We start from the raw sequence: 19,594 nt of genomic DNA, 5'->3' as shown, positions 1-19,594 counted from the left end.
TCACATGAGGGAGCGAACCCCACGCTCCCCGACAAGAGCGGGGCCGCCTTGACGCAGACCTCCACTCCCCCGCGCCACATCGCGGCCACCGCTCAGGCACATCACATCACCACGGGGGGACCCTCCCCCCACCCCGACAAAGAGCGGGGCCGCCTGAGCGTCGGCCTCCACTCCCCCGCGCCGGGTTCCGGTCGCCGTTCAGGCGGCGACCATGTCCGCACGCAGTTCGCCGGTGATCTCCTCCGGGGTCTCCGGAATGCTCTCCGCGGGGATGCGCTCGTGCTGGGGCGCACCCGCCATGACGGGCTCGTGCTGCAGCTCGGCGAGGGCGAGCTGATCCGCGACGTCCCTCAGCACGTGCGACAGCGGTACCCCGAGCGCTTTGCAGATCGAGGAGAGCAGCTCCGAGGACGCCTCCTTCTGCCCTCGTTCCACCTCGGAGAGATAGCCGAGGGAAACCCGCGCCGCCGCGGACACCTCACGGAGGGTGCGTCCCTGGCGCAGCCGCAGCTGCCGCAGTACGTCACCGAGCAGCTGGCGAAGCAGGACCATCGTCTCGCTCCCTCCCTCAGTTCGGACCATCTGCCAGTTCCACCGTACCTGGCTTGACGGTGACCATGGCAGACCGTTGATTTCGTGTTCGCTCGCAACGTAACGCTGTAATCAGCCCGACTCTTCCCGATCTTCCTGGGCGAACTCGGCGCCGGCGTCCGCGCCGAGCCCCAGCAGAGCACGTCTGAGCTGGTCAAGTGCGTGAACGACGGTCATCCTGCGGATGACGTCGCGGGTCTCGGCCCCCGGGCCGGGCACGGGGAGTTTCGGTCGGGTCACGATGCGCAAATCTCCCGGACCGGCCACGCCGATATAGACCGTTCCGACGGGACGGCCGTCCTGCGCCTCCGGACCGGCCACGCCGGTGACCGCGACCCCGTACGTGGCGCCGAGCCGGTCCCGGACGCCCGCCGCCATCGCCGCCGCGACGTCCGGGTGGACGGCGCCGTGCTCGGCGAGCAGGTCGGCGGGGACGTCCAGCAGGTCGCGCTTGAGCTCGGTGGCGTACGCGACGACCCCGCCCGCGAACGTCGTGGACGATCCGGGCATCGCGGTCAGCTCCGCGCCGATCAGCCCGCCGGTCAGCGACTCGGCCGCCGCGACCGTCGCGGACCGCTGCGTGAGCAGCCGGTGCACGACGCGGTCGAGCGACTCGTCCTCCACGCCGTAGACGGCGGAGCCGAGCAGCTCGCGGATCCGCTTCTCGACGCCGACGAGGCGGTCCCAGACGTCCGTCCCGGCGACGGAGACGCGGACCCGCACCTCCGCCGGCTGGGGCAGGTACGCCAGCCGGACGCCATCCATGGCCTCGACCTCGGCGAGCCGCTCCGCCAGCACCGACTCCCACAGGCCGGCGGTGCGCAGAGTGCGGCGGGCGACCTCGGGCGGGCCGGCCAGCTCGGGCAGCACCACCTCGTCCATGATCGTGCGCATCTCGAACGGGACGCCGGGCAGCGCGTACACGACGCCGCCGGGCAGCTCGACCCGCAGCCCCGGCGCCGACCCGGCCGAGTTCCGCAGCACGCCCGCGCCCTCCGGCACGTCCGCCATCCGCAGCGCCGACTCGCGGATCTCGTGCCCGGCCGCCGCGGCCCGCTCCCGCAGGCGCTTCTCCGCCTCCCGGTCCCGGACGAGCGGGACGCCCGCCGCCGCGGCCAGCGCGTCCCGGGTGAGGTCGTCGCTGGTGGGCCCGAGCCCGCCGGTGGTGACCACCGCGTCGGCGCGACCGAGCGCGGCCGTCACCGCCTCGACGATGACGTCCTCCTCGTCGCCGACGACTACGCTGCGGGTGACCTCCGCGCCGTGGTCGGCGAGCCGCCGGCCCAGCCACGCGGCGTTGCCGTTGACGGTGTCGCCGAGGAGCAGTTCGTCCCCGACGGTGAGCAGCTCGACGCGCATCCCGTCCCCTCCCGATCGGGTCCCGAATCTACCGCCGCCCACCGACGTCCGGGAGCCGGCGGGCCGCCGCGCGGATCCGGCGGCCGCGGGGCGCGCCCTCGCGCCCCTGACGGCCCAATCCGGACAAAGTACCCGTTGGGCGTGAAAACCGACCGCGGGTCGGATCACTTATTCCTCGCCCGGCAAAACCGCCGGGTGCACATTGCGTTCACCTGTTGGTCATACGTGCACGTCGCGTGTGACTTGGAGCGCACCCCGACCGCATATCGGCACGCGCACAAGGCCGTCCACGTCCCACATTAGGCAGAAGTGAGCGTCATATTGTGAGTCAAAACTCACCCGTACGATTCGCGTAGCACCCCGAATCGCAGGGATAATTGTGACCGCGGGGCACCGCGAACGGGGCCGCGGGACCATGACCGGGGTGGGCATGGTCCCGCGGCCCGCTCCGTTCAGCCCCGCCCGCGCCGGACCAGCCTGCGCAGGACGAGGCCGCACCCCCGCGCGTAGAGCCGCTGGAGCAGCGGGCCGAACGGGCCCGCCAGCCGTCCCGCCGCCGTCGCCGGACGGCTGAACGACGTGACGGTCAGCCACACGGCCCCGGTGTCGTCCATGTCCACGGCGAACGACTCCTCGCCCGACATCGCGTGCCCGGGCAGCGTCCCGTACCCGAAGCCGCCGCCGCGCTCGTCCCGGCGGGTCCACACCACCCGGCAGGGCGCCCGCAGCCGCAGCGGACCGGCGCCGACGGTGACCTCCACGTCCACGCCCGGCTCGGCCCGCGGGCCCGACGCGAGCAGCCGGACGGGCAGCGCGCGGTGCATCCGGAGACCGACGACCGCGTCCACCGCGGCCCGCAGCGCGTCCGGGCCCTGCCCCACGCGCGTCCGTTCCCGCAGGTGCCGGTAGCCCTCCGGCCGAAGACCGTCCCGCGTCGCCCCGACCTCCGCGTAGGTGAACCCGTCCGCCGTCACGGACGCTCCCCGCGCACGCCGTCGCGGGAGCGCCGCAGGCGCCACGCCTGGGCGATGTAGTCGGCGCCGGTGACGAGCGTGACGACCAGCGCGGCGGCCATCGTCGCCCAGCGGATCGGGTCGAGCGGGCCGGGCAGGATGAACAGGCCGATGGCGATGACCTGCAGCATCGTCTTCAGCTTGCCGCCCTTGCTGGCCGGGATGACCCCGTACCGGATGACGACGAGCCGGAGCAGCGTGATGCCGATCTCGCGGACCAGGATCGCGGCGGTCACCCACCACCACAGCTCGCCGAGCACCGACAGGCTGATCAGGGCGGCGCCGGTCAGCGCCTTGTCGGCGATCGGGTCGGCGATCTTGCCGAAGTCGGTGACGAGGCCGCGGGCGCGCGCGATGTCACCGTCGATCTTGTCGGTGATGGACGCGGCCGCGAACACGGCGAACGCGGCGAGCCGCCAGCCGGTGCCCTCCAGGAACAGCAGCCACACGAACAGCGGCACGAGCGCGATCCGGAGCATCGTGAGCAGGTTCGCGATGTTGTAGACGCTGGCGGGGGGCGCCTCCCGGTCGCCGGCCACCGGGTCGGGCGTCCCGGCCGTCACGGCGCCCCCGCGTCGGCGATCAGGTCCACGCCGTCGCTGCCGACCACGCGGGCGGTGACGATCTCGCCGAGCGCGAGGCCCGCACCGCGCACGAGGACCGTGCCGTCCACCTCGGGAGCCTGGTGGGCCGCGCGCCCCTCGAAGCCGCCGTCCGCCGTCTTCTCTTCCAGGAGCACCCGCACCTCGGTGCCGATCCGGTCCTCGGCGCGCTGCGCGGTCAGCTCGTCCGCCAGCCCGGTCAGCTCCTCGACGCGCCGCGCGACCTCGTCGGGGTCGACCTTGCCGTCCAGCTTCGCGGCCTCGGTGCCCTCCTCGTCGGAGTAGCCGAACACGCCGACCGCGTCCAGCCGCGCGGCCGACAGGAACTCGGCGAGCTCATCGAAGTCGTCCTCGGTCTCGCCGGGGAAGCCGACGATGAAGTTGGAGCGGACGCCCGCCTCGGGGGCATGGCCGCGGATCTGGCCGAGCAGTTCGAGGAAGCGCTCCCGGTCGCCGAACCGGCGCATCGCGCGCAGCACCGGGCCGCTCGCGTGCTGGAACGACATGTCGAAGTACGGTGCGACGCCGGGCGTGGCGCAGATCGCCTCGATGAGCCCGGGCCGGGTCTCGGCGGGCTGCAGGTAGCTGACGCGGACCCGCTCGACGCCGTCCACCGCCGCAAGGTCCGGCAGCAGCTTCTCCAGGGCGCGCAGGTCGCCGAGGTCCTTGCCGTAGGACGTGGAGTTCTCGCTGACGAGGACGAGCTCGCGGGCGCCGTGCGCGGCGAGCCACCGGGCCTCCTCCAGCACCTCCTCCGGCGGACGCGACACGTACGCGCCGCGGAACGCGGGGATCGCGCAGAACGTGCAGCGGCGGTCGCAGCCGGACGCCAGCTTCAGCGGGGCGACCGGGCCGCCGCCGAGGCGGCGCCGCAGCACCCGGGGGCCCGACGCGGGCGCGACGCCCGCCGGCAGGTCGTCCTGCCCGCCGCCGTGCCCGCCGCCGTGCTCGTCGCCGTGCCCGGGGATCGCGACGCCGGACGCGGACGAACCGCGCACCACCGGGCTGATCGGCAGCAGGGTGCGGCGGTCGCGCGGGGTGTGCGCGGTGTGCGCCCGCCCGGCCATGACGTCGTCGAGCCGGTCGCCGATGCCGGCGTAGTCGTCGAAGCCGATGACGGCGTCCGCCTCGGGCAGCGCCTCGGCGAGCTCCTTGCCGTACCGCTCGGCCATGCACCCGGCGGCGACGACCTTCGCGCCGGAGTCGTGCGCGGCCAGCAGCGTGTCGATGGAGTCCTTCTTGGCCGCCTCGATGAAGCCGCAGGTGTTGACGACCACGACGTCGGCGCCGTCCGCCCCGTCCGCCAGGTCCCATCCGGCGTCCTCGATGCGGGCGGCGAGCTCCTCGGAGTCGACCTCGTTCCGAGCGCAACCGAGTGTGATCAGCGAAACCTTGCGGCGAGTGGACATGCCCCTAAGGTAATGGGCGCCGGCCGCCCGGGGGACCGGCGCCCCGCCCGACATTCCCGCTTCAGGCGGCTTCGGGATCGTCGCGGTCGAAACTGAGCCGCTGCACGCCGCCGCCCTGGCCGGGCGCGCCGAGCTCCTTGCCGTTCACGGTCAGGTCGACGCCGCCGCCGACGCCGATCACCAGGTCGATCTCCTTGTCGGCCGTCCACCGCTTCTGGTCGCCCTTGCGCATGATGCCGGTGAACAGCGCCTCGCCCTCGCCGTCGCGGACGCTCAGCCACACGGTGCGGTTCGCGGTGGCGCGGACGTCCACCTCCGTGCGGGGCGCGGCGGCGACCGGGTCGCTCTTCTTGGTCGGCTCGGTCGTCGGCGAGCCGGACGCGGACGCGGCGGGCGTCCCGGCGACCGGCTTGGCGGTGCGCCGCTCGCCGCCGTCCTGCCCGACGACCTGGACGACCGCGTACACCACCACGAGGGCCAGCGCGAGCGCCATCGCGGCGCTCCAGTTCGGCGGGCGGCGCTCGCGGAACTCCCGCACGGGCTGCTCGGGCTCGAACGCGGAGACCGCCGAGACGGGCTGGGGCGCGCCGCCGTGGATCGCGTCGAACTCGGCGACGAGCGGCTCGGGGTCGATGCCGATCACCCGGGAGACGCTGCGGATGTGGCCGCGCGCGTAGAAGTTGCCGCCGCAGGGCGCGAAGTCGTCGGCCTCCATCCCGCGGATCACGGTCTCCCGGATCCGCGTCTGGAGACTCACCTGAGTCACCGAGAGACCGGCTCGCTGTCGCTCATTCGCCAGGGTCTCTCCGATGCTCACGCCGAGCCTCCTTCGGGGGCGACTATGACCGATCCCACATTCGTGGGTCCAGTCTAGGAAGGGGCATGCCCGCCCTGCGACTCGCAACGCGTTCGAAAGTGGGCAAGATTCCGCATCATTCCGTCATGATCGTCCGTCGCCCGCCGCCGTACCGCGCGTCCGCGCTGATCAGCCGCCGCCCCGGAGTTCCGCGAGCACTCCGGGCAGATCGTCCGGTTTCGTGAGGACGTCGCGTGCTTTCGACCCTTCGCTGGGACCGACGATGTCGCGGCTTTCCATGAGGTCCATCAGGCGGCCCGCCTTCGCGAACCCGACGCGCAGCTTGCGCTGGAGCATCGACGTGGAGCCGAACTGGGTCGACACGACGAGCTCGATCGCCTGGACGAGCAGGTCCATGTCGTCGCCGATCTCCTCGTCGATCTCCTTCTTGGGCTTGGCGGCGTCGCCGACGTCGTCGCGGTAGGACGCCTCCATCTGGCCCTTGCAGTGGCCGACGACGGCGGTGATCTCCTTCTCGGAGACGTAGGCGTTCTGGAGCCGCATGGGCTTGCTCGCGCCCATCGGCAGGAACAGCGCGTCGCCCTGCCCGACCAGCTTCTCCGCGCCGGGCTGGTCGAGGATGACGCGGCTGTCCGACAGCGACGACGTCGCGAACGCCAGCCGGGACGGGACGTTCGCCTTGATGAGGCCCGTGACGACGTCGACGGACGGGCGCTGCGTCGCCAGCACGAGGTGGATGCCGGCGGCGCGGGCGAGCTGGGTGATGCGGACGACCGAGTCCTCGACGTCGCGGGGCGCGACCATCATCAGATCGGCCAGCTCGTCGACGATCACCAACATGTACGGGTACGGGGTGTAGACGCGCTCGCTGCCGGGCGGCGGCACCAGCTTGCCCGCCTTCACGGCCTTGTTGAAGTCGTCGATGTGCCGGTACCCGGACGCGGCCAGGTCGTCGTAGCGGCGGTCCATCTCCCCCACGACCCATTCGAGGGCCTCGGCGGCCTTCTTCGGGTTCGTGATGATCGGGGTGATCAGGTGCGGGATGCCCTGGTACATCGTCAGCTCGACCCGCTTGGGGTCGACGAGGATCATGCGGACCTCGTCCGGTGTCGCCCGCATCAGGATCGAGGTGATGAGCCCGTTGATGCAGGTCGACTTGCCGGCGCCGGTCGCGCCCGCGATGAGGATGTGCGGCATCTTCGCCAGGTTCGCCACGACCGTGCGGCCCTCGACGTCCTTGCCCAGCCCGACGACCATCGGGTGATGCTCGTTCGTCGCGGCGGGGGCGCGCAGCACGTCGCCGAGGCTGACGATGTCCTTGTCGGTGTTGGGGATCTCCACCCCGATCGCCGACTTGCCGGGGATCGGGGAGATGATCCGCACATCGGCGCTCTTGACCGCGTACGCGATGTTCTTCGTCAGCGCGGTGACCTTCTCGACCTTCACCGCCGGACCCAGCTCGATCTCGTACCGGGTGATCGTCGGACCGCGGGTGAACCCGGTGACCTGCGCGTCGATGTCGAACTGCTCGAGCACCCCGGTGAGCGCGTTCACGACGGCGTCGTTGGCCTTGGTGCGCGGCTTGGCCGCGCTGCCGGGCCGCAGGGCCGACGGGTCCGGCAGGACGTAGATCTCGCCGGACGACGACAGCGGAAGCTGCTCGGAGCCGCGCGGCGCCGGGGTCGGGTCGGGCGCCTCGCGTTCGGGCGCCGCGTCCTCGGACGCGTCGTGCTCCGGGGCGTCGTGCCCGAGGACGTCGTCGAGGACGTCCGGTTCCGGGGCGTCCGGGAGGTCGCCGGCGGGATCGAACGGGTGCGGGGCATCGTCGCCGGGCGGTGCGGGCGGCGGGACGTCGGCGCCGAACGGGTCGGGGTCGAACAGGTCGTCGGCGAGGTCGCGGCGCCGCGCGGCGCCCTTCCTTCCGGACCCGCCGGGCACGGCGGCGTCCTCCAGCAGCGGCGTGTCGTAGGGGCGCGAGTGCTCGCCGACCTCCAGCTCCCCGTCCTCCGCGTCGCCGCCGTCCTTGCGGTTCTTGCGGCCCTTGCGGCGGCGCGGCGCCGGCGCGTCCTCCTCCGCCGCGTCCTCGGCGGCGCCGGCGGGCGCCGGCTCCGGGCGCCCCTGGAGCGTGGCGACCGACCACAGCTCGGCGAGGCGCTCGGGGACCTTGTTGATCGGGGTGGCGGTGACGACGAGCAGCCCGAACCCGGACAGGAGCAGCAGCAGCGGGACGGCGACCCAGCCGCTGAGCGCGGTGTCGAGCGGCGCGGAGACGAGCCAGCCGAGCACGCCGCCCGCCTCCCGGACGGCCGCCATGTCGTCGGCCGGGGACGGGACGCCGCCGGCCAGGTGCAGGATGCCGAGGACGCCGGCGCCGAGGGCGGTGACGCCGATGACGATGCGGCCGGTGTCCTCGTGGTGCTCGGGGTGGCGCAGCGTCCGCCACGCGAGCAGGCCCAGCAGGACGGGCAGGCCCATCGCGATGATGCCGAGCCCGCCCCGGATCACCTGCTCGAGCGCGACGGTGACGACGCCGTCCGGCTTGAACCAGGTCACCGAGGCGACCACGATCGCGGAGCCGAGCAGCGCGAGGCCGAGCCCGTCGCGGCGGTGCTCGGGGTCGAGGTTGCGGGCGCCGTGCCCGTACGCGCGGAACACCGAGCCCACGGTGACGGCCGCGAGCTGCCAGAGCTTGAACAGCAGCTTGAAGAAGCCGAGGAACGCCATCGGGATCGGATCGGGCTTCGGGGGCCGGCCGCCCTTGGCGCCGCCCTTGCCCTTCGCCGCCGCCTTGCCTCCGCCCCTGCCGTTTCCGCCGTTTCCGCTGTTGCCGCTCGGTCGCTTCCGGGGGGACGACCCAGCGGGTCGACGAGCCGCGCTGCCCCCGGCGCGGGAGGAGCTCTTCGCCCCTCCGGACGCACGTGTGGCCATGGTTACGAGAGTAACCAAGCATCCCCGCACGTCCCGGGACGGCGGCCGGGCGTGTCGCGGGACCGGGTGAGGCCCGCGACACGCCCGCGCGGCCTACACCTCGACGACCACCGGGATGATCATCGGGCGGCGGCGGTACTTGTCGCTCACCCACTTGCCGACGGTGCGGCGGACGAGCTGGTTGAGCTGGTGCAGGTCGTTGACCCCGTCCCCGGCCGCGTCGGCGAGCACGCTCTCGAGCCGCTCGATGACGTCCTCGAAGTCCTCGTTGACGATCCCGGCGCCGCGCGCGTGGATCTCGGGCCCGGCGACCACCTTGCCGGAGGTGGAGTCGATGCCGACGACGATGGAGACGAACCCCTCCTCGCCGAGGATCCGGCGGTCTTTCAGGGACGTCTCGGTGACCTCGCCGACCGACAGCCCGTCCACGTACACGTACCCGGCCGGGACGGCGCCCACGATCTTCGCGTTGCCGTCGACGAGGTCGACGACGACGCCGTCCTCGGCGATGACGACGTTGTCCTCCGGGACGCCGGTGAGCATCGCGAGCTTCGCGTGGGCGCGCAGGTGCCGCCACTCGCCGTGGATCGGCATGAAGTTGCCCGGCTTCGTCACGTTCAGGACGTACAGCAGCTCGCCGGCCGGTGCGTGCCCGGACACGTGCACCAGCGCGTTGCCCTTGTGGACGACGCGCGCCCCCCAGCGGGTGAGGCCGTTGATGACGCGGTTGACGGCGTTCTCGTTGCCGGGGATGAGGGACGACGCCAGCACCACGGTGTCGCGGTCGGTGATGCGGATCTGGTGGTCGCGGTTCGCCATCCGCGACAGCGCCGACATCGGCTCGCCCTGCGAACCGGTGCACACCAGCACCAGGTTGTCGGGCGGGACGTCGTCGAGCTGCTTCTGCTCGACCATGATCCCCTCGGGGACGTCCAGGTAGCCGAGCTCGCGCGCGACGCCCATGTTGCGCACCATCGAACGCCCGACGAAGCACACGCGGCGGCCGTTGGCGACGGCGGCGTCCAGCACCTGCTGCACGCGGTGGACGTGCGAGGCGAAGCACGCGACGATCAGCCGGCCCTCGGCGGTGCGGAACACCTCGTCGACGACCGGGCCGATGTTGCGCTCGCTGGTGACGAACCCGGGGACCTCGGCGTTGGTGGAGTCCGACAGCAGGAGGTCGACGCCCTCGGCGCCGAGCCGCGCGAACCCGGGCAGGTCGGTGAGCCGGCCGTCCAGCGGGAGCTGGTCCATCTTGAAGTCGCCGGTGTGCAGGACGAGCCCGGCGGGGGTGCGCACGGCGACGGCGAGGGCGTCCGGAATCGAATGGTTGACCGCCAGGAACTCGCATTCGAACGGTCCCAGCGTGCGCCGCTCGCTCTCCGCGACGACGTCGACGACCGGTTTGATGCGGTGCTCGGCGAGCTTGGCCTCCAGCAGCGCCATCGTCAGCCGCGACCCGATCACGGGGATGTCGCGGCGTTCGCGCAGCAGGTACGGGACGGCGCCGATGTGGTCCTCGTGGCCGTGCGTGAGCACGATCGCCTCGATGTCGTCCAGGCGGTCCCGGATGTATTCGAAGTCGGGCAGGATCAGGTCGATCCCCGGCTGCTCGGTCTCGGGGAACAGCACGCCGCAGTCGACGACGAGCAGGCGCCCGCCGTACTCGAAGACCGTCATGTTGCGGCCGATCTCCCCGAGGCCGCCCAGCGCGACGATGCGCAGGGCGTGCTCGGGCGGCGCGGGCGGTTCCGAGAGCTCCGGGTGAGGATGACTCACCGGGCGACCTCCGGAATGGCAACCTCGGACACTTTGACTCCTCCGTTTGCAAGGTCTTCCTGCAGTTGCGCCACGAACTCCGGCGCGGCCTCGACGAGCGGAGCGCGGAGCGGGCCGCCTCCGGGGAGGCCGAGCAGGTTCAGCGCCGCCTTGACGGCGATGGCGCCCTGCGTACGGGTCATGATGGCGGCGACGACGGGCAGCAGCCGCCGGTGGATCTCCAGCGCGCGCTCGTGGTCGCCGGCGAGATGGGCGTCGATCATCTCATGCAGTTCGGTACCCACGACGTGGCCGACCACGCTGACGAATCCGGCGGCGCCGACCGACAGCCACGGCAGGTTGAGGATGTCGTCTCCGGAGTACCAGACCAGGTCGGTCTCGGCCATCACCCGGGACGCGCCGAACAGGTCGCCCTTGGCGTCCTTGACGGCGATGATCCGCGGGTGCTCGGCGAGCTGCACCAGCGTGTCGTTCTGGATCGGCACTCCGGCGCGGCCGGGGATGTCGTACAGCATGCACGGCAGGCCCGTCGCGTCGGCGACCGCCGTGAAGTGGCGGACGAGGCCCTCCTGCGGGGGCTTGTTGTAGTAAGGCGTGACCACGAGGAGCCCGTGCGCGCCGGCGGCCTCGGCCTGCCGTGCGAGTTGCAGGGTGTGCTCGGTGTGGTTCGTCCCAGCGCCGCCGATGATCACCGCGCGGTCGCCGACCGCCTCGATGACCGCGCGCAGCAGTTTCTGCTTCTCGTCGTCGCTCGTCGTCGGCGACTCGCCGGTCGTCCCGTTGACGACCAGGCCGTCGTGGCGCCGCTCGTCGACCAGGTGGGTCGCGAGGCGCGCGGCGCCGTCGTAGTCGACGCCGCCGTCCGGCAGGAACGGGGTGACCATCGCGGTCAGCATCCGTCCGAACGGAGCGTCGGTGGATGTGCTGGGTGCCATGGTACGAACGGTACCGCTCCGGCCGTTCCCCTTGGACCCGCAGGTCGACGTCAGGGCGAACCCTCCCGGATTGCCCCTTTGGCGGGAGCGGCGGGACGGCCCCCGCCGCGCGGCGCGCACGCGAGGCCGGAGAAGCCGCTGCCACGCGCTCGGGGGTACGCGTGGCAGCGGCTCCGTCGACATCGTGGCACGCGAAAGCCTCGCTGCGGGGTCGGTCCGGCCACTCTCCGGACTCGGTTGCATAACGCGCCCATAGCCGACATCGGCCCAGGGCAGCGCCCACGGCGGCGCCCGCGGCCGGAGCCGCGCCGGGCCGCGCCGGCGCCTCTCCGGTGCCGGGCCGGCCGGGGCCCGGCGGCGCGTCCGTCAGGCGTCGGCCGCCGGCCGGACGGTCGCGAACTCCCGCAGGCGGACGCGCAGCTCCTCGACGTCCGGGGTGCGGACGAGGTCGTTGCCCCGGACGGCCCACCAGTGCCCGGAGCCGCCCCGCCCGATCCGCCACCCGGTGAACTCCGCCGACAGCTCGCCGAGGCGGTCGCCGTCGTGCCGCGCGGTCTGCTGAATGCCCATCGGCCTCGTCCCCACTTCCTCGTGCCGTCCGACGTCCGGCCCGCCGCTCGGGCCGGTCGCGCCGCATCGGGGCGTACCCCGGCGGGGCGCGCGTACCCGCCCCTTTCTACCTGGGGAAACCGGGGTTTCGGTACGTCGCGGGAGGGGTTTCTCAGCCGCTGGCTTTCCCTGTCTCCGGCGGCAGCCAATTCGCGCGATACAGCTCCCATTCGTCCGCGCTCGTGGTCCATGCGGCGTAGATCCCGACGCCGTACGGACGTTTCGGCGGCCGGTCGAGCAGGTCGATGCCGCGCCGGACGCCCCGCAGCGCGACCTCGAGGTCCTCGGCCCACGGCATCATGGGCGGCCGGTAGGTGGGGACGCCGATGAACACGGTCGTCCGGTCGCCGATGAGCTCGAGCACGGCGCGGGTGTGCCGGGCGAAGTGCCAGCCCGCGAGCGACTCGGTCGGCAGCGCCACGTCGTAGGTCATGATCGCGACCTGGTCGGCCTTGGCGGAGACGGCGCGCAGGAAGTCCTCGGTGGGCCGGGCGGGGTGGCGGAAAGCGCCCTGCCGCGGGAGCAGGGCGTCGTACACCGGCTGGGCGGCGTCGGCCAGGGTCGGCTGCTCCAGTGCGACCGAGAGCAGCGCGTTCCGCTCGCGGGTGAGCGCGCGGGTCGCGTCGAGCAGATCGAGGAACGCCCGGTCGTCGGGGTAGATCGGCTCGAGGTCGTAGTGGATGCCGTCGAACCCGAGGTCGAGGAAGATCTCGTCGGTGCGCAGGATCTCGGCGCGGACGTCCGGGTCGTCGATCTCGATGACCCCTTCGCCCTCGACGACGCGGATCTGCCCGAGGTACGCCTGGGTCCGCACGTCCGGCGCGTACCTCTCCATCGCCGCCGTCAGCGCGCCCGCGTGCCGGTACTTGCCGGGCGGGACCGTGCCGTCCGCTTCGAACGGCCCCGCGTGGAAGTACACGTCCGTGATGCGGTTGGCCTTCAGCAGGTCCGCGAAGGCGCGGTACTCGGCGTCCGTGTGCGGTTCGCCCACCCACTGGTGCCGCGCCCACAGCGCATTGGTGCCGGTCCCCCGCGCCTTCGGCTCGGGCTGCCACCAGGCCCACGCCGCGACCGGCGCGAGGAGGCCCAGGCCGAGCACGAAGGCCGCCGCCCAGCACGCGCCGCGCAGCACGCGCCGCCACCGGCGTTTCCCAACGGTCCCTGTCATCCCGCAATGATCCCGGACGATCAGGACGTGGCGGGCATCCGCCCGCCCGGGGAGCGGTCGATCGCCATGGAAGGGGCGGCTCCGGTCCATGAATCGATCACGGTTCGGCCCGCGATCCGGCTCGGACGCGAGAACGGTTCACCATCGGGGAATCATCCGGTGACCACACCCGACGCGGGGGATGGAGGTCGAGCCGACATGCGAGCGAGATCCGACAGGCGGGCCATCGTCGACGAACGGCAGCGGGCGGACCTGCCCGCGCCGGAGCGGCCCGGCCCCGCCGCCCCCGGTCCGCTGATCACGACCCGGGCGCTGCTGATCATCCTGATCGCCCTGGTCGCCGCGGGCATCTGCGCCGCCGCCCCCGAAGCGGCCATCCCCATCGGCGTCGGGGTGGGCGTCGTGACGCTGCTCGCGCAGATCGTCAAGGACTGAGCGCACCGGCGGCCGAGCGCGGCGGCGGGTCCGTCAGGGCGGGTCCGTCAAGGGGCGGTCACGAAGCAGAACTCGTTGCCTTCCGGGTCGTACCAGACCCGGAAGGGCGACTCGGGGTTCCCCATCGGCTCGCCCGCCGGGGTCGCGCCGAGGCCGCGGGCCCGCTCCCCCGCCGCGCGGATGTCGGGGACCTCCAGGTCGAGGTGGATCCGGTTCTTGATCGTCTTGCGCTCGGGGACGAGCTGGAACGACAGCACCGGTCCGCGCCCGCCGAGCGGTTCGAGGTCGCGCCAGTCCTCGTCGCGGGAGGTCTCCTTCATGCCGAGCAGGGCGCCCCAGAACGCCGCCATGGCGTCCAGGTCCGTGCAGTCGAAGACGAGGTTGCCCACCTTCGGGGTCGCGTCTCCGGTCGCGTGTCCGGTCATCGGGTTCCTCCTGCTGTTCGTGCGGCTGCTGTTGGTTCGACTGCTGCTGTACGTCCGCCGGTCAGGCGGCGTGGAACGAGCGCGCGGCGGCCCGGCGGCAGACGGGGGCCGCGGCGTGCGCCGGACGGACGGGACGCGCCCGGCGCCCGCGGCGCGCGAGCCGGGCCGGGAGCGCGGGCCGCCCCGCCGCGCCGAGCCGTCCGGACACCCCTTCGGCGAGCCAGCGCAGGGCCCGCGCGGCCGGGCCGTCGCCGGAGGCGGCGCGCGCGGCGAGCCGGGCCTCGACGATGTCCGCCTGCAACCGTGCGTGTTCCCGCCGCGCCCACCCGCCACGCGCGGCCGGGCCCGCCAGGTCGATCAGCGCCTTCATCGCGTCCTCCATCCGTTGACACCACCTAAACCGTAACGCCGGTGTCGGAGGAACGCAACCAGCCATCCGGGATAGGCGGTGTCGCATCGGATAGGGTGTTCAATGAACGGCGGGAGGGGCCATGGCCGACGCGCACGCGGATCCCGCACTGCTGCTGCGGGACTTCGTCAACACGCTCAACATCGACGCGGGCACCGAGGGCCTCGCGCGGCCCGGCGACCTCGCCGGCTGGCTCGCGGGGCGCGGGCTCGTCCCGGCGGGCACGGCGGCGTCGGACGGCGACCTGCGCACCGCCCTCGGCCTGCGCGAGGGCCTGCGCGCGGCCATGCTCGGCAACCACGGCCGCGCCGCCGCGGCCGACGCGCCCGATCTCCCCGCCGAACTGGAGGACGCGCTCGGCGCGCTGCCGCTGCGCGTCACGCTGGCCGCGGGCCCGCACCCCGCGCTGCGCCCCGCCGCCGACCCCGGGACGGCCGCCGCCGGGCTCGCGCGGATCGCCGCGGCGGTCGCCGACGCGTCCGCCGACGGCACCTGGCCGCGCCTCAAGGTCTGCCACGAGGACACCTGCCTCTGGGCGTTCCTCGACACCTCCAAGAACCGCTCGCGGGCCTGGTGCAACATGAGCACCTGCGGGAACCGGACCAAGACCCGCGCCTACCGCGCCCGCCGCCGCGCCTCCGCGGGCGACCGGCCCGCCGACGGCTGAGCGCCCGCGCCCGGCGCCGCGCGCGCCCGGACCGCTCTAGGGTGGGCCTTGATCTTTCCGAGGAGAGGACACAGCGCACCATGGCTGCCAACGGGCCCGATGTCGGCGTGCGGCCCGCCCGCCGCGCCGACGCCGCCGCCGTCGCCGACGTCCAGGTGCGGACCTGGCGGCAGGCGTACCGCGACCTGCTGCCCGCCGCGGCCCTCGCTCGGGTGACCTCCCCGGAGGCCCGGGACGCGTGGCGGGAGCGGTGGGCGGACGCCGTGACGGCGCCGCCGTCGCCGCGGCACCGGCTGCTCGTCGCGGTCGCCTCCGACCTGGTCGTCGGGTTCGCCGCGCACGGCCCCGCCGAGGAGGCCGACCACGACCCCGGCACGGCCGCCGAGCTGGTCGCGCTGCTCGTCGACCCCCTGCACGGCCGCGCCGGGCACGGCAGCCGGCTGCTCGCCGCCACCGTCGACACGCTGCGCGAGGACGGCGTCACCACCCTCCTCACCTGGACGTTCGAGGCCGACGGCGTGACGCGGGCGTTCCTGGAATCGGCGGGCTGGGCGCCGGACGGGACGGCCCGGACGCTCGACATGGGCGAGCCGGTGCGGCAGGTCCGGCTGCACACCGACATCACCGGCGAAGCCTGAGGCCGATGCGCCGTTCCGGAGGGGTCGGTGACGGCCACCGGCGCCGCGGCCATATCTTGGAGGTCGTGCCCAAGTCCACCTCCATGACGCCGCCGCATGCCTCCGCGCGGGTCGCCGAACCGGTCACCGGCTCCCCGGAGCGGCCCGCCGACCACCGCCGATGGCTCGGCATGGTGGTGATGAGCCTCGGCGTCTCGCTGATCGTCGTGGACGCCACGATCGTCGGCGTGCTGCTCCCGAACATCGTCGGAGGGCTCGGGCTGACCACGACGGACGCCGAATGGGTGACGTCCGTGTACTCGCTGGTGTTCGCGGCGCTGCTGATCCCGTTCGGCCGCGCGGGCGACCTGTTCGGACGCCGCCGGATGTTCGTGATCGGCGTCGGCGTGTTCGCGGTCGCCAGCGTCGGCGCGGCCCTCGCGGCGGACGGGTCGGCGCTGATCGGCGCCCGCGCCCTGCAGGGCGTCGGCGCGTCCATGGTCATGCCCGCGACGCTGTCCACCGTGAACGCGGTGTTCACCGGCCGGGACCGCGCGGTCGCGTTCGGCATCTGGGGCTCGCTGATCAGCGGGATGGCGGCGCTCGGGCCGCTGCTCGGCGGCGCGGTCGCGGCCGGCGGCGGCTGGCGCTGGGCGTTCGGGATCAACCTGCCGCTCGGCGTCGCGCTCATCGCGGGCGCGCTGCTGCTCATGCCGGAGACCCGGCAGCGCCCCGCCGCGCCGCGCCGGGGAAGCGCGCTGCGGGAGATCGACTGGGCGGGCGGGGCGCTGTCCGCGCTCGCGCTCGGCGCGCTCGTCTGCGGGCTGATCGAGGGCCAGACCTACGGCTGGTGGAGCATCACCCGGCCGTTCTCGATGGCCGGGTTCGACTGGCCGGACACCGGCCTGTCCCCCGTCCCGGTCGTCCTCGGGCTGGGCATCGTGCTGCTGGCCGCGCTCGTCGTGCTGGAACGCTCTCGCGCCGCCGCCGGGCGCCCCGTCATGCTCGACCTGGACCTGTTCCGCATCCCGAACTTCCGGCACGGCAACCTCGCGTCGTCGCTCATCAACGTGGGCGAGCTCGGCCTCCTGTTCGTCCTGCCGCTGTTCCTGCTGGGCGTGCACGGCACGAACCCGCTGCAGATCAGCGTCGCGATCCTGCCGCTGGCCGTCGGCGCGTTCCTCACCGGCGGGTACGCGGGCCGCCTCGCCAACAAGCGGGGGCCGCACCGGGTCGTGCAGATCGGCATGGCGACGGAGGTCGCCGCCGTCCTCGGCCTCGCGCTCACCGTCTCCGCGACCACCGGCGGGCTCGGGCTCGCGCCCTGGATGCTGCTGTACGGGCTGGGCCTCGGGCTCACCTCGGCGCAGCTCACGAACGTGTCGCTCGCGGACGTCCCGGCGGCGCGGTCCGGGCAGGCGTCCGGCACCCAGTCCACCGCCCGGCAGGTCGGCGCCGCGCTCGGCATCGCGGTGATCGGGACCGTGTTCGCGACGAGCCTCGGCCACGCGATGGACGACGAGCTGGCGGCGTCCGGGACGCCCGCGGCCGCGCGCGACGCGATCGTCGCCGACCTCCGGGAGAGCGCCGGGACGTACGCGCGCGAGCTGCACGAGACGTCCGGCATGGACGCCGCCGCGCGCGCCGCCGACGCCAGCCTCGCCACCGCCACCCGCAACGGTGCGCTGGTCACCGCGGGGATCCTGGCGCTCGGGCTGGCCCTGTCGCTGCGGCTGCGTCCCGGCCCCGCCCGGCATCGGGAAGAATCGAACTCCTGAGTCCCCCTGTCGTCGACGAGAACAAGCGGTAACTGTGGCCACGCTCTCCCAATGGGTCGCCGGTTCGCGGCCCCGCACTCTGCCCGCGTCCCTCGTCCCCGTCGTCGTCGGCACCGGCGTCGCGGTCGGCGAGGGCCAGGCCGTCTGGTGGCGCGCGCTCCTCGCGGCGTTCGTCGCGCTCGCGCTCCAGGTCGGCGTGAACTACTCCAACGACTACAGCGACGGCGTCCGCGGCACCGACGAGGACCGGGTCGGCCCGATGCGGCTGGTCGGCTCGAAGGCCGCGCCGCCGAAGCAGGTCCTGGCCGCGGCGCTCGGCTGCTTCCTGCTCGCCGCCGCGGCGGGGCTGGTGCTCGCGGCCGTGACGACCTGGTGGCTGCTGCTGGTCGGCGCCGTCGCGATCCTGGCGGCCTGGTTCTACACCGGCGGCAAGACGCCCTACGGGTACCGGGCGCTCGGCGAGGTGTCGGTGTTCGTGTTCTTCGGCCTCGTCGCCGTCGTCGGGACGGTGTACGTCCAGGTCGAGGCGCTGCCGTGGGAGGGGTGGGTCGCGGCGGTGCCGGTCGGGCTGCTCGCCTGCGGCCTGCTGGTCGCCAACAACCTGCGCGACATCCCGACCGACCGGGAGTCCGGCAAGCGCACCCTCGCGGTCGTCCTCGGCGGCCCGTGGACGCGGATCCTGTACGCCGCCTGCACCGCGCTGCCGTTCATGGTGGTGCTGGCGCTCGCCGCCCCGCACCCGTGGGCGCTGATCGCGCTGCTCGCCGCGCCGCTGTCGGTCCCGCCGACGCAGAAGGTGATGAACGGCGCGGCCGGCCCCGCCCTCATCCCGGTGCTGGGCGAGACCGGCCGGCTGCAGATCGCCTACGGGGTGCTGCTGGCGGTCGGCCTGGCCCTGTAGCCCGCCGGACGGACGGCCGGGGGGTCGGCCACGCGGCCCGCCGGGAGGCCGGTCCGGCCCGGACGGCCCGGACGGCCCGGACGGCCCGCGGCGGCGTGCTCGGCCAGCAGGGCGGCGCCCGCGAGGCCCGTGAGCAGCCCGGCGAACATCCCCGCGAGCGAGGTCAGGTTCGTCGCCGCCGCCATGTCGTGCCCCATCTCGCCCGGCTGCACCAGCACGATGACGAGCGTGTACAGCGGCCACGCGAACGTCGCGGCCGAACCGGTCCACGCCACGGCCAGCGGCCGGACGAACCGCCGGGGCCGCTCCGCCCGCCGCAGGACGGCCAGCAGCGCGCCCGCGCCCGCCACCGCCAGCACCGCGCCCGCCCCCGCGAGGATGTGCTGCGCGACGTTCATGTCGCCGGTCGGCCCGTCCGGGCGGCCCGCCGTCCCGCCGAACGCCCAGTAGAGGTTCGGCACCGCGAACGCGACCGCGAACACCAGCGCCGTCCGCGCCAAGAGCGCCTGCAACCCGTGTGTGGCCCCCGTGGCGACGTCCCGTGTGCGCGCGGCGAGGACGTCGCCCCAGCGGACCCGCGCGTACAGCGCGAAAGCCGTCAGCAGCCCGATGCCCTGCACCGTGAAGCCGGTGTAGACCACCCCGAACACCCAGCCCTGCATCGCCTCCGGGTCGCCGGACTCGGCGGCGGGCGCGTCGAACGCCATGACGACGGCCGCCGGGGGCACCGCGATGGCGATCGGCGCGAGCAGCCCGGCGGCGATCCACGTCGGCGCCAGCACCAGCCACGCCGGCAGCCGCAGCCCCCAGCGGAACGTGAACGCCAGCGCGATGACGACCGCGAGCGCGTCCATCGCCATCGTGACGAGGTTGCCGACGTACAGCGTGGAGTCCCGCGCGGCCTCGGCGTCGTTCCAGCCGACGGTGCTGCCGGACAGCCACGCGAGCTTGATCGTCAGGTACGGGACGCAGGCGGCGATCGTCGCGGCGCACACGGCGAGCCTGAGCCGTCCCGGCGCCTCCGGCGCGGCCGGGCGTCCTTGCGGATGAGCTGTGACCGTCATGCCACGATCGTCCGCCGGGACGGGGCCGCCGCGCCTCCCTCGCCGAGGGGAGACCGCCGCCCGGCCTCCCTCGCGCGGGGGACTTTCC

Annotated in this window: 19 protein-coding genes; 5 read left to right on the top strand and 14 right to left on the bottom strand. The window is 73.8% G+C overall.

The genetic code is table 11. The features are described 5' to 3' along the window. Positions 1 to 198: 198 nt before the first annotated feature. The 11 genes from DMH08_RS12195 to DMH08_RS12145 all read right to left on the bottom strand — a co-directional run bounded on the left by DMH08_RS12195 (position 199) and on the right by DMH08_RS12145 (position 13,210). Positions 199 to 552 carry a helix-turn-helix domain-containing protein gene (locus DMH08_RS12195; RefSeq protein WP_026405516.1) on the bottom strand — a complete coding sequence of 118 codons (354 nt, stop codon included), beginning with the start codon at positions 550 to 552 and terminating at the stop codon, positions 199 to 201. 111 nt (positions 553 to 663) lie between these two features. Beyond that, the gene (locus DMH08_RS12190; RefSeq protein WP_125613792.1) at positions 664 to 1,950 is read right to left on the bottom strand and encodes a CinA family nicotinamide mononucleotide deamidase-related protein; all 1,287 of its coding nucleotides are present in this window, start codon (positions 1,948 to 1,950) and stop codon (positions 664 to 666) included. A gap of 452 nt (positions 1,951 to 2,402) precedes the next feature. After that, positions 2,403 to 2,924, bottom strand: a complete 522-nt coding sequence (locus DMH08_RS12185; protein WP_125613788.1) for a DUF1990 family protein — start codon at positions 2,922 to 2,924, stop codon at positions 2,403 to 2,405. Then, positions 2,921 to 3,526 (bottom strand): CDP-alcohol phosphatidyltransferase family protein, encoded by a 606-nt coding sequence (locus DMH08_RS12180; RefSeq protein ID WP_084551143.1) that lies wholly within the window; start codon positions 3,524 to 3,526, stop codon positions 2,921 to 2,923. Before DMH08_RS12180 ends, DMH08_RS12185 begins: the two co-directional genes overlap by 4 nt. Then, positions 3,523 to 4,974 carry a 30S ribosomal protein S12 methylthiotransferase RimO gene (gene rimO / locus DMH08_RS12175; protein WP_125613785.1) on the bottom strand — a complete coding sequence of 484 codons (1,452 nt, stop codon included), beginning with the start codon at positions 4,972 to 4,974 and terminating at the stop codon, positions 3,523 to 3,525. Before rimO ends, DMH08_RS12180 begins: the two co-directional genes overlap by 4 nt. 61 nt (positions 4,975 to 5,035) lie before the next feature. Further along, positions 5,036 to 5,791 (bottom strand): helix-turn-helix domain-containing protein, encoded by a 756-nt coding sequence (locus DMH08_RS12170; protein ID WP_034521258.1) that lies wholly within the window; start codon positions 5,789 to 5,791, stop codon positions 5,036 to 5,038. A gap of 168 nt (positions 5,792 to 5,959) precedes the next feature. Further along, positions 5,960 to 8,719 (bottom strand): FtsK/SpoIIIE family DNA translocase, encoded by a 2,760-nt coding sequence (locus tag DMH08_RS12165; RefSeq protein WP_125613782.1) that lies wholly within the window; start codon positions 8,717 to 8,719, stop codon positions 5,960 to 5,962. Between the two features lie 93 nt (positions 8,720 to 8,812). Further along, on the bottom strand, positions 8,813 to 10,498 hold the full coding sequence (locus DMH08_RS12160) for a ribonuclease J (protein WP_026405509.1): 1,686 nt from the start codon (positions 10,496 to 10,498) through the stop codon (positions 8,813 to 8,815). Then, positions 10,495 to 11,433 (bottom strand): 4-hydroxy-tetrahydrodipicolinate synthase, encoded by a 939-nt coding sequence (gene dapA, locus DMH08_RS12155; RefSeq protein ID WP_026405508.1) that lies wholly within the window; start codon positions 11,431 to 11,433, stop codon positions 10,495 to 10,497. Before dapA ends, DMH08_RS12160 begins: the two co-directional genes overlap by 4 nt. Before the next feature lie 366 nt (positions 11,434 to 11,799). Beyond that, the gene (locus tag DMH08_RS12150) at positions 11,800 to 12,003 is read right to left on the bottom strand and encodes a hypothetical protein (RefSeq protein ID WP_026405507.1); all 204 of its coding nucleotides are present in this window, start codon (positions 12,001 to 12,003) and stop codon (positions 11,800 to 11,802) included. 151 nt (positions 12,004 to 12,154) lie between these two features. After that, on the bottom strand, positions 12,155 to 13,210 hold the full coding sequence (locus tag DMH08_RS12145; RefSeq protein WP_233617546.1) for a hypothetical protein: 1,056 nt from the start codon (positions 13,208 to 13,210) through the stop codon (positions 12,155 to 12,157). A gap of 198 nt (positions 13,211 to 13,408) precedes the next feature. On the opposite strand from DMH08_RS12145, the gene DMH08_RS12140 reads away from it, so the two are divergent. After that, on the top strand, positions 13,409 to 13,645 hold the full coding sequence (locus DMH08_RS12140; protein ID WP_026405506.1) for a hypothetical protein: 237 nt from the start codon (positions 13,409 to 13,411) through the stop codon (positions 13,643 to 13,645). Between the two features lie 47 nt (positions 13,646 to 13,692). Here the strand turns inward: DMH08_RS12140 and DMH08_RS12135 are convergent, their stop codons facing one another. Together DMH08_RS12135 and DMH08_RS12130 are read right to left on the bottom strand one after the other, a co-directional pair. After that, a complete protein-coding gene (locus DMH08_RS12135) occupies positions 13,693 to 14,070 on the bottom strand; it encodes a VOC family protein (RefSeq protein ID WP_034521256.1) in 378 nt (125 codons plus the stop codon). Positions 14,071 to 14,131: 61 nt separating this feature from the next. Beyond that, positions 14,132 to 14,452 carry a hypothetical protein gene (locus DMH08_RS12130; RefSeq protein ID WP_026405504.1) on the bottom strand — a complete coding sequence of 107 codons (321 nt, stop codon included), beginning with the start codon at positions 14,450 to 14,452 and terminating at the stop codon, positions 14,132 to 14,134. A 109-nt stretch (positions 14,453 to 14,561) separates the two neighbouring features. On the opposite strand from DMH08_RS12130, the gene DMH08_RS12125 reads away from it, so the two are divergent. The 4 genes from DMH08_RS12125 (at position 14,562) to DMH08_RS12110 (ending at position 18,442) form a co-directional block, all read left to right on the top strand. After that, positions 14,562 to 15,146 (top strand): CGNR zinc finger domain-containing protein, encoded by a 585-nt coding sequence (locus tag DMH08_RS12125; protein ID WP_125613779.1) that lies wholly within the window; start codon positions 14,562 to 14,564, stop codon positions 15,144 to 15,146. Between the two features lie 80 nt (positions 15,147 to 15,226). Beyond that, positions 15,227 to 15,784, top strand: coding sequence for a GNAT family N-acetyltransferase (locus DMH08_RS12120; RefSeq protein WP_026405502.1), 558 nt, complete (start codon positions 15,227 to 15,229; stop codon positions 15,782 to 15,784). Positions 15,785 to 15,849: 65 nt separating this feature from the next. Next, complete coding sequence (locus tag DMH08_RS12115) at positions 15,850 to 17,541, top strand: MFS transporter (protein ID WP_233617545.1); 1,692 nt, start codon at positions 15,850 to 15,852, stop codon at positions 17,539 to 17,541. A 34-nt stretch (positions 17,542 to 17,575) separates the two neighbouring features. Next, positions 17,576 to 18,442: a 1,4-dihydroxy-2-naphthoate polyprenyltransferase gene (locus tag DMH08_RS12110; RefSeq protein WP_026405500.1), complete on the top strand. Its 867-nt coding sequence runs from the start codon at positions 17,576 to 17,578 to the stop codon at positions 18,440 to 18,442. Here DMH08_RS12110 and DMH08_RS12105 read toward each other — a convergent pair. Next, positions 18,406 to 19,506, bottom strand: a complete 1,101-nt coding sequence (locus DMH08_RS12105) for a hypothetical protein (RefSeq protein ID WP_125613777.1) — start codon at positions 19,504 to 19,506, stop codon at positions 18,406 to 18,408. The genes DMH08_RS12110 and DMH08_RS12105 overlap by 37 nt on opposite strands. Positions 19,507 to 19,594 lie beyond the last annotated feature (88 nt).

The organism is Actinomadura sp. WAC 06369 (assembly GCF_003947565.1).
GTDB lineage: Bacteria > Actinomycetota > Actinomycetes > Streptosporangiales > Streptosporangiaceae > Spirillospora > Spirillospora rifamycini.
Note: the sequence above shows the minus strand (reverse complement) of the source record. Positions and strands in the feature narration are given on the sequence as shown.

Coding starts and splice junctions, on each gene's coding strand:
- DMH08_RS12140 (WP_026405506.1), top strand. CDS start 13,409: ATGCGAGCGAGATCCGACAGGCGGGCCATCGTCGACGAACGGCAGCGG.
- DMH08_RS12105 (WP_125613777.1), bottom strand. CDS start 19,506: ATGACGGTCACAGCTCATCCGCAAGGACGCCCGGCCGCGCCGGAGGCG.
- DMH08_RS12125 (WP_125613779.1), top strand. CDS start 14,562: ATGGCCGACGCGCACGCGGATCCCGCACTGCTGCTGCGGGACTTCGTC.
- rimO (WP_125613785.1), bottom strand. CDS start 4,974: ATGTCCACTCGCCGCAAGGTTTCGCTGATCACACTCGGTTGCGCTCGG.
- dapA (WP_026405508.1), bottom strand. CDS start 11,433: ATGGCACCCAGCACATCCACCGACGCTCCGTTCGGACGGATGCTGACC.
- DMH08_RS12130 (WP_026405504.1), bottom strand. CDS start 14,452: ATGGAGGACGCGATGAAGGCGCTGATCGACCTGGCGGGCCCGGCCGCG.
- DMH08_RS12150 (WP_026405507.1), bottom strand. CDS start 12,003: ATGGGCATTCAGCAGACCGCGCGGCACGACGGCGACCGCCTCGGCGAG.
- DMH08_RS12195 (WP_026405516.1), bottom strand. CDS start 552: ATGGTCCTGCTTCGCCAGCTGCTCGGTGACGTACTGCGGCAGCTGCGG.
- DMH08_RS12120 (WP_026405502.1), top strand. CDS start 15,227: ATGGCTGCCAACGGGCCCGATGTCGGCGTGCGGCCCGCCCGCCGCGCC.
- DMH08_RS12135 (WP_034521256.1), bottom strand. CDS start 14,070: ATGACCGGACACGCGACCGGAGACGCGACCCCGAAGGTGGGCAACCTC.
- DMH08_RS12190 (WP_125613792.1), bottom strand. CDS start 1,950: ATGCGCGTCGAGCTGCTCACCGTCGGGGACGAACTGCTCCTCGGCGAC.
- DMH08_RS12165 (WP_125613782.1), bottom strand. CDS start 8,719: ATGGCCACACGTGCGTCCGGAGGGGCGAAGAGCTCCTCCCGCGCCGGG.
- DMH08_RS12145 (WP_233617546.1), bottom strand. CDS start 13,210: ATGACAGGGACCGTTGGGAAACGCCGGTGGCGGCGCGTGCTGCGCGGC.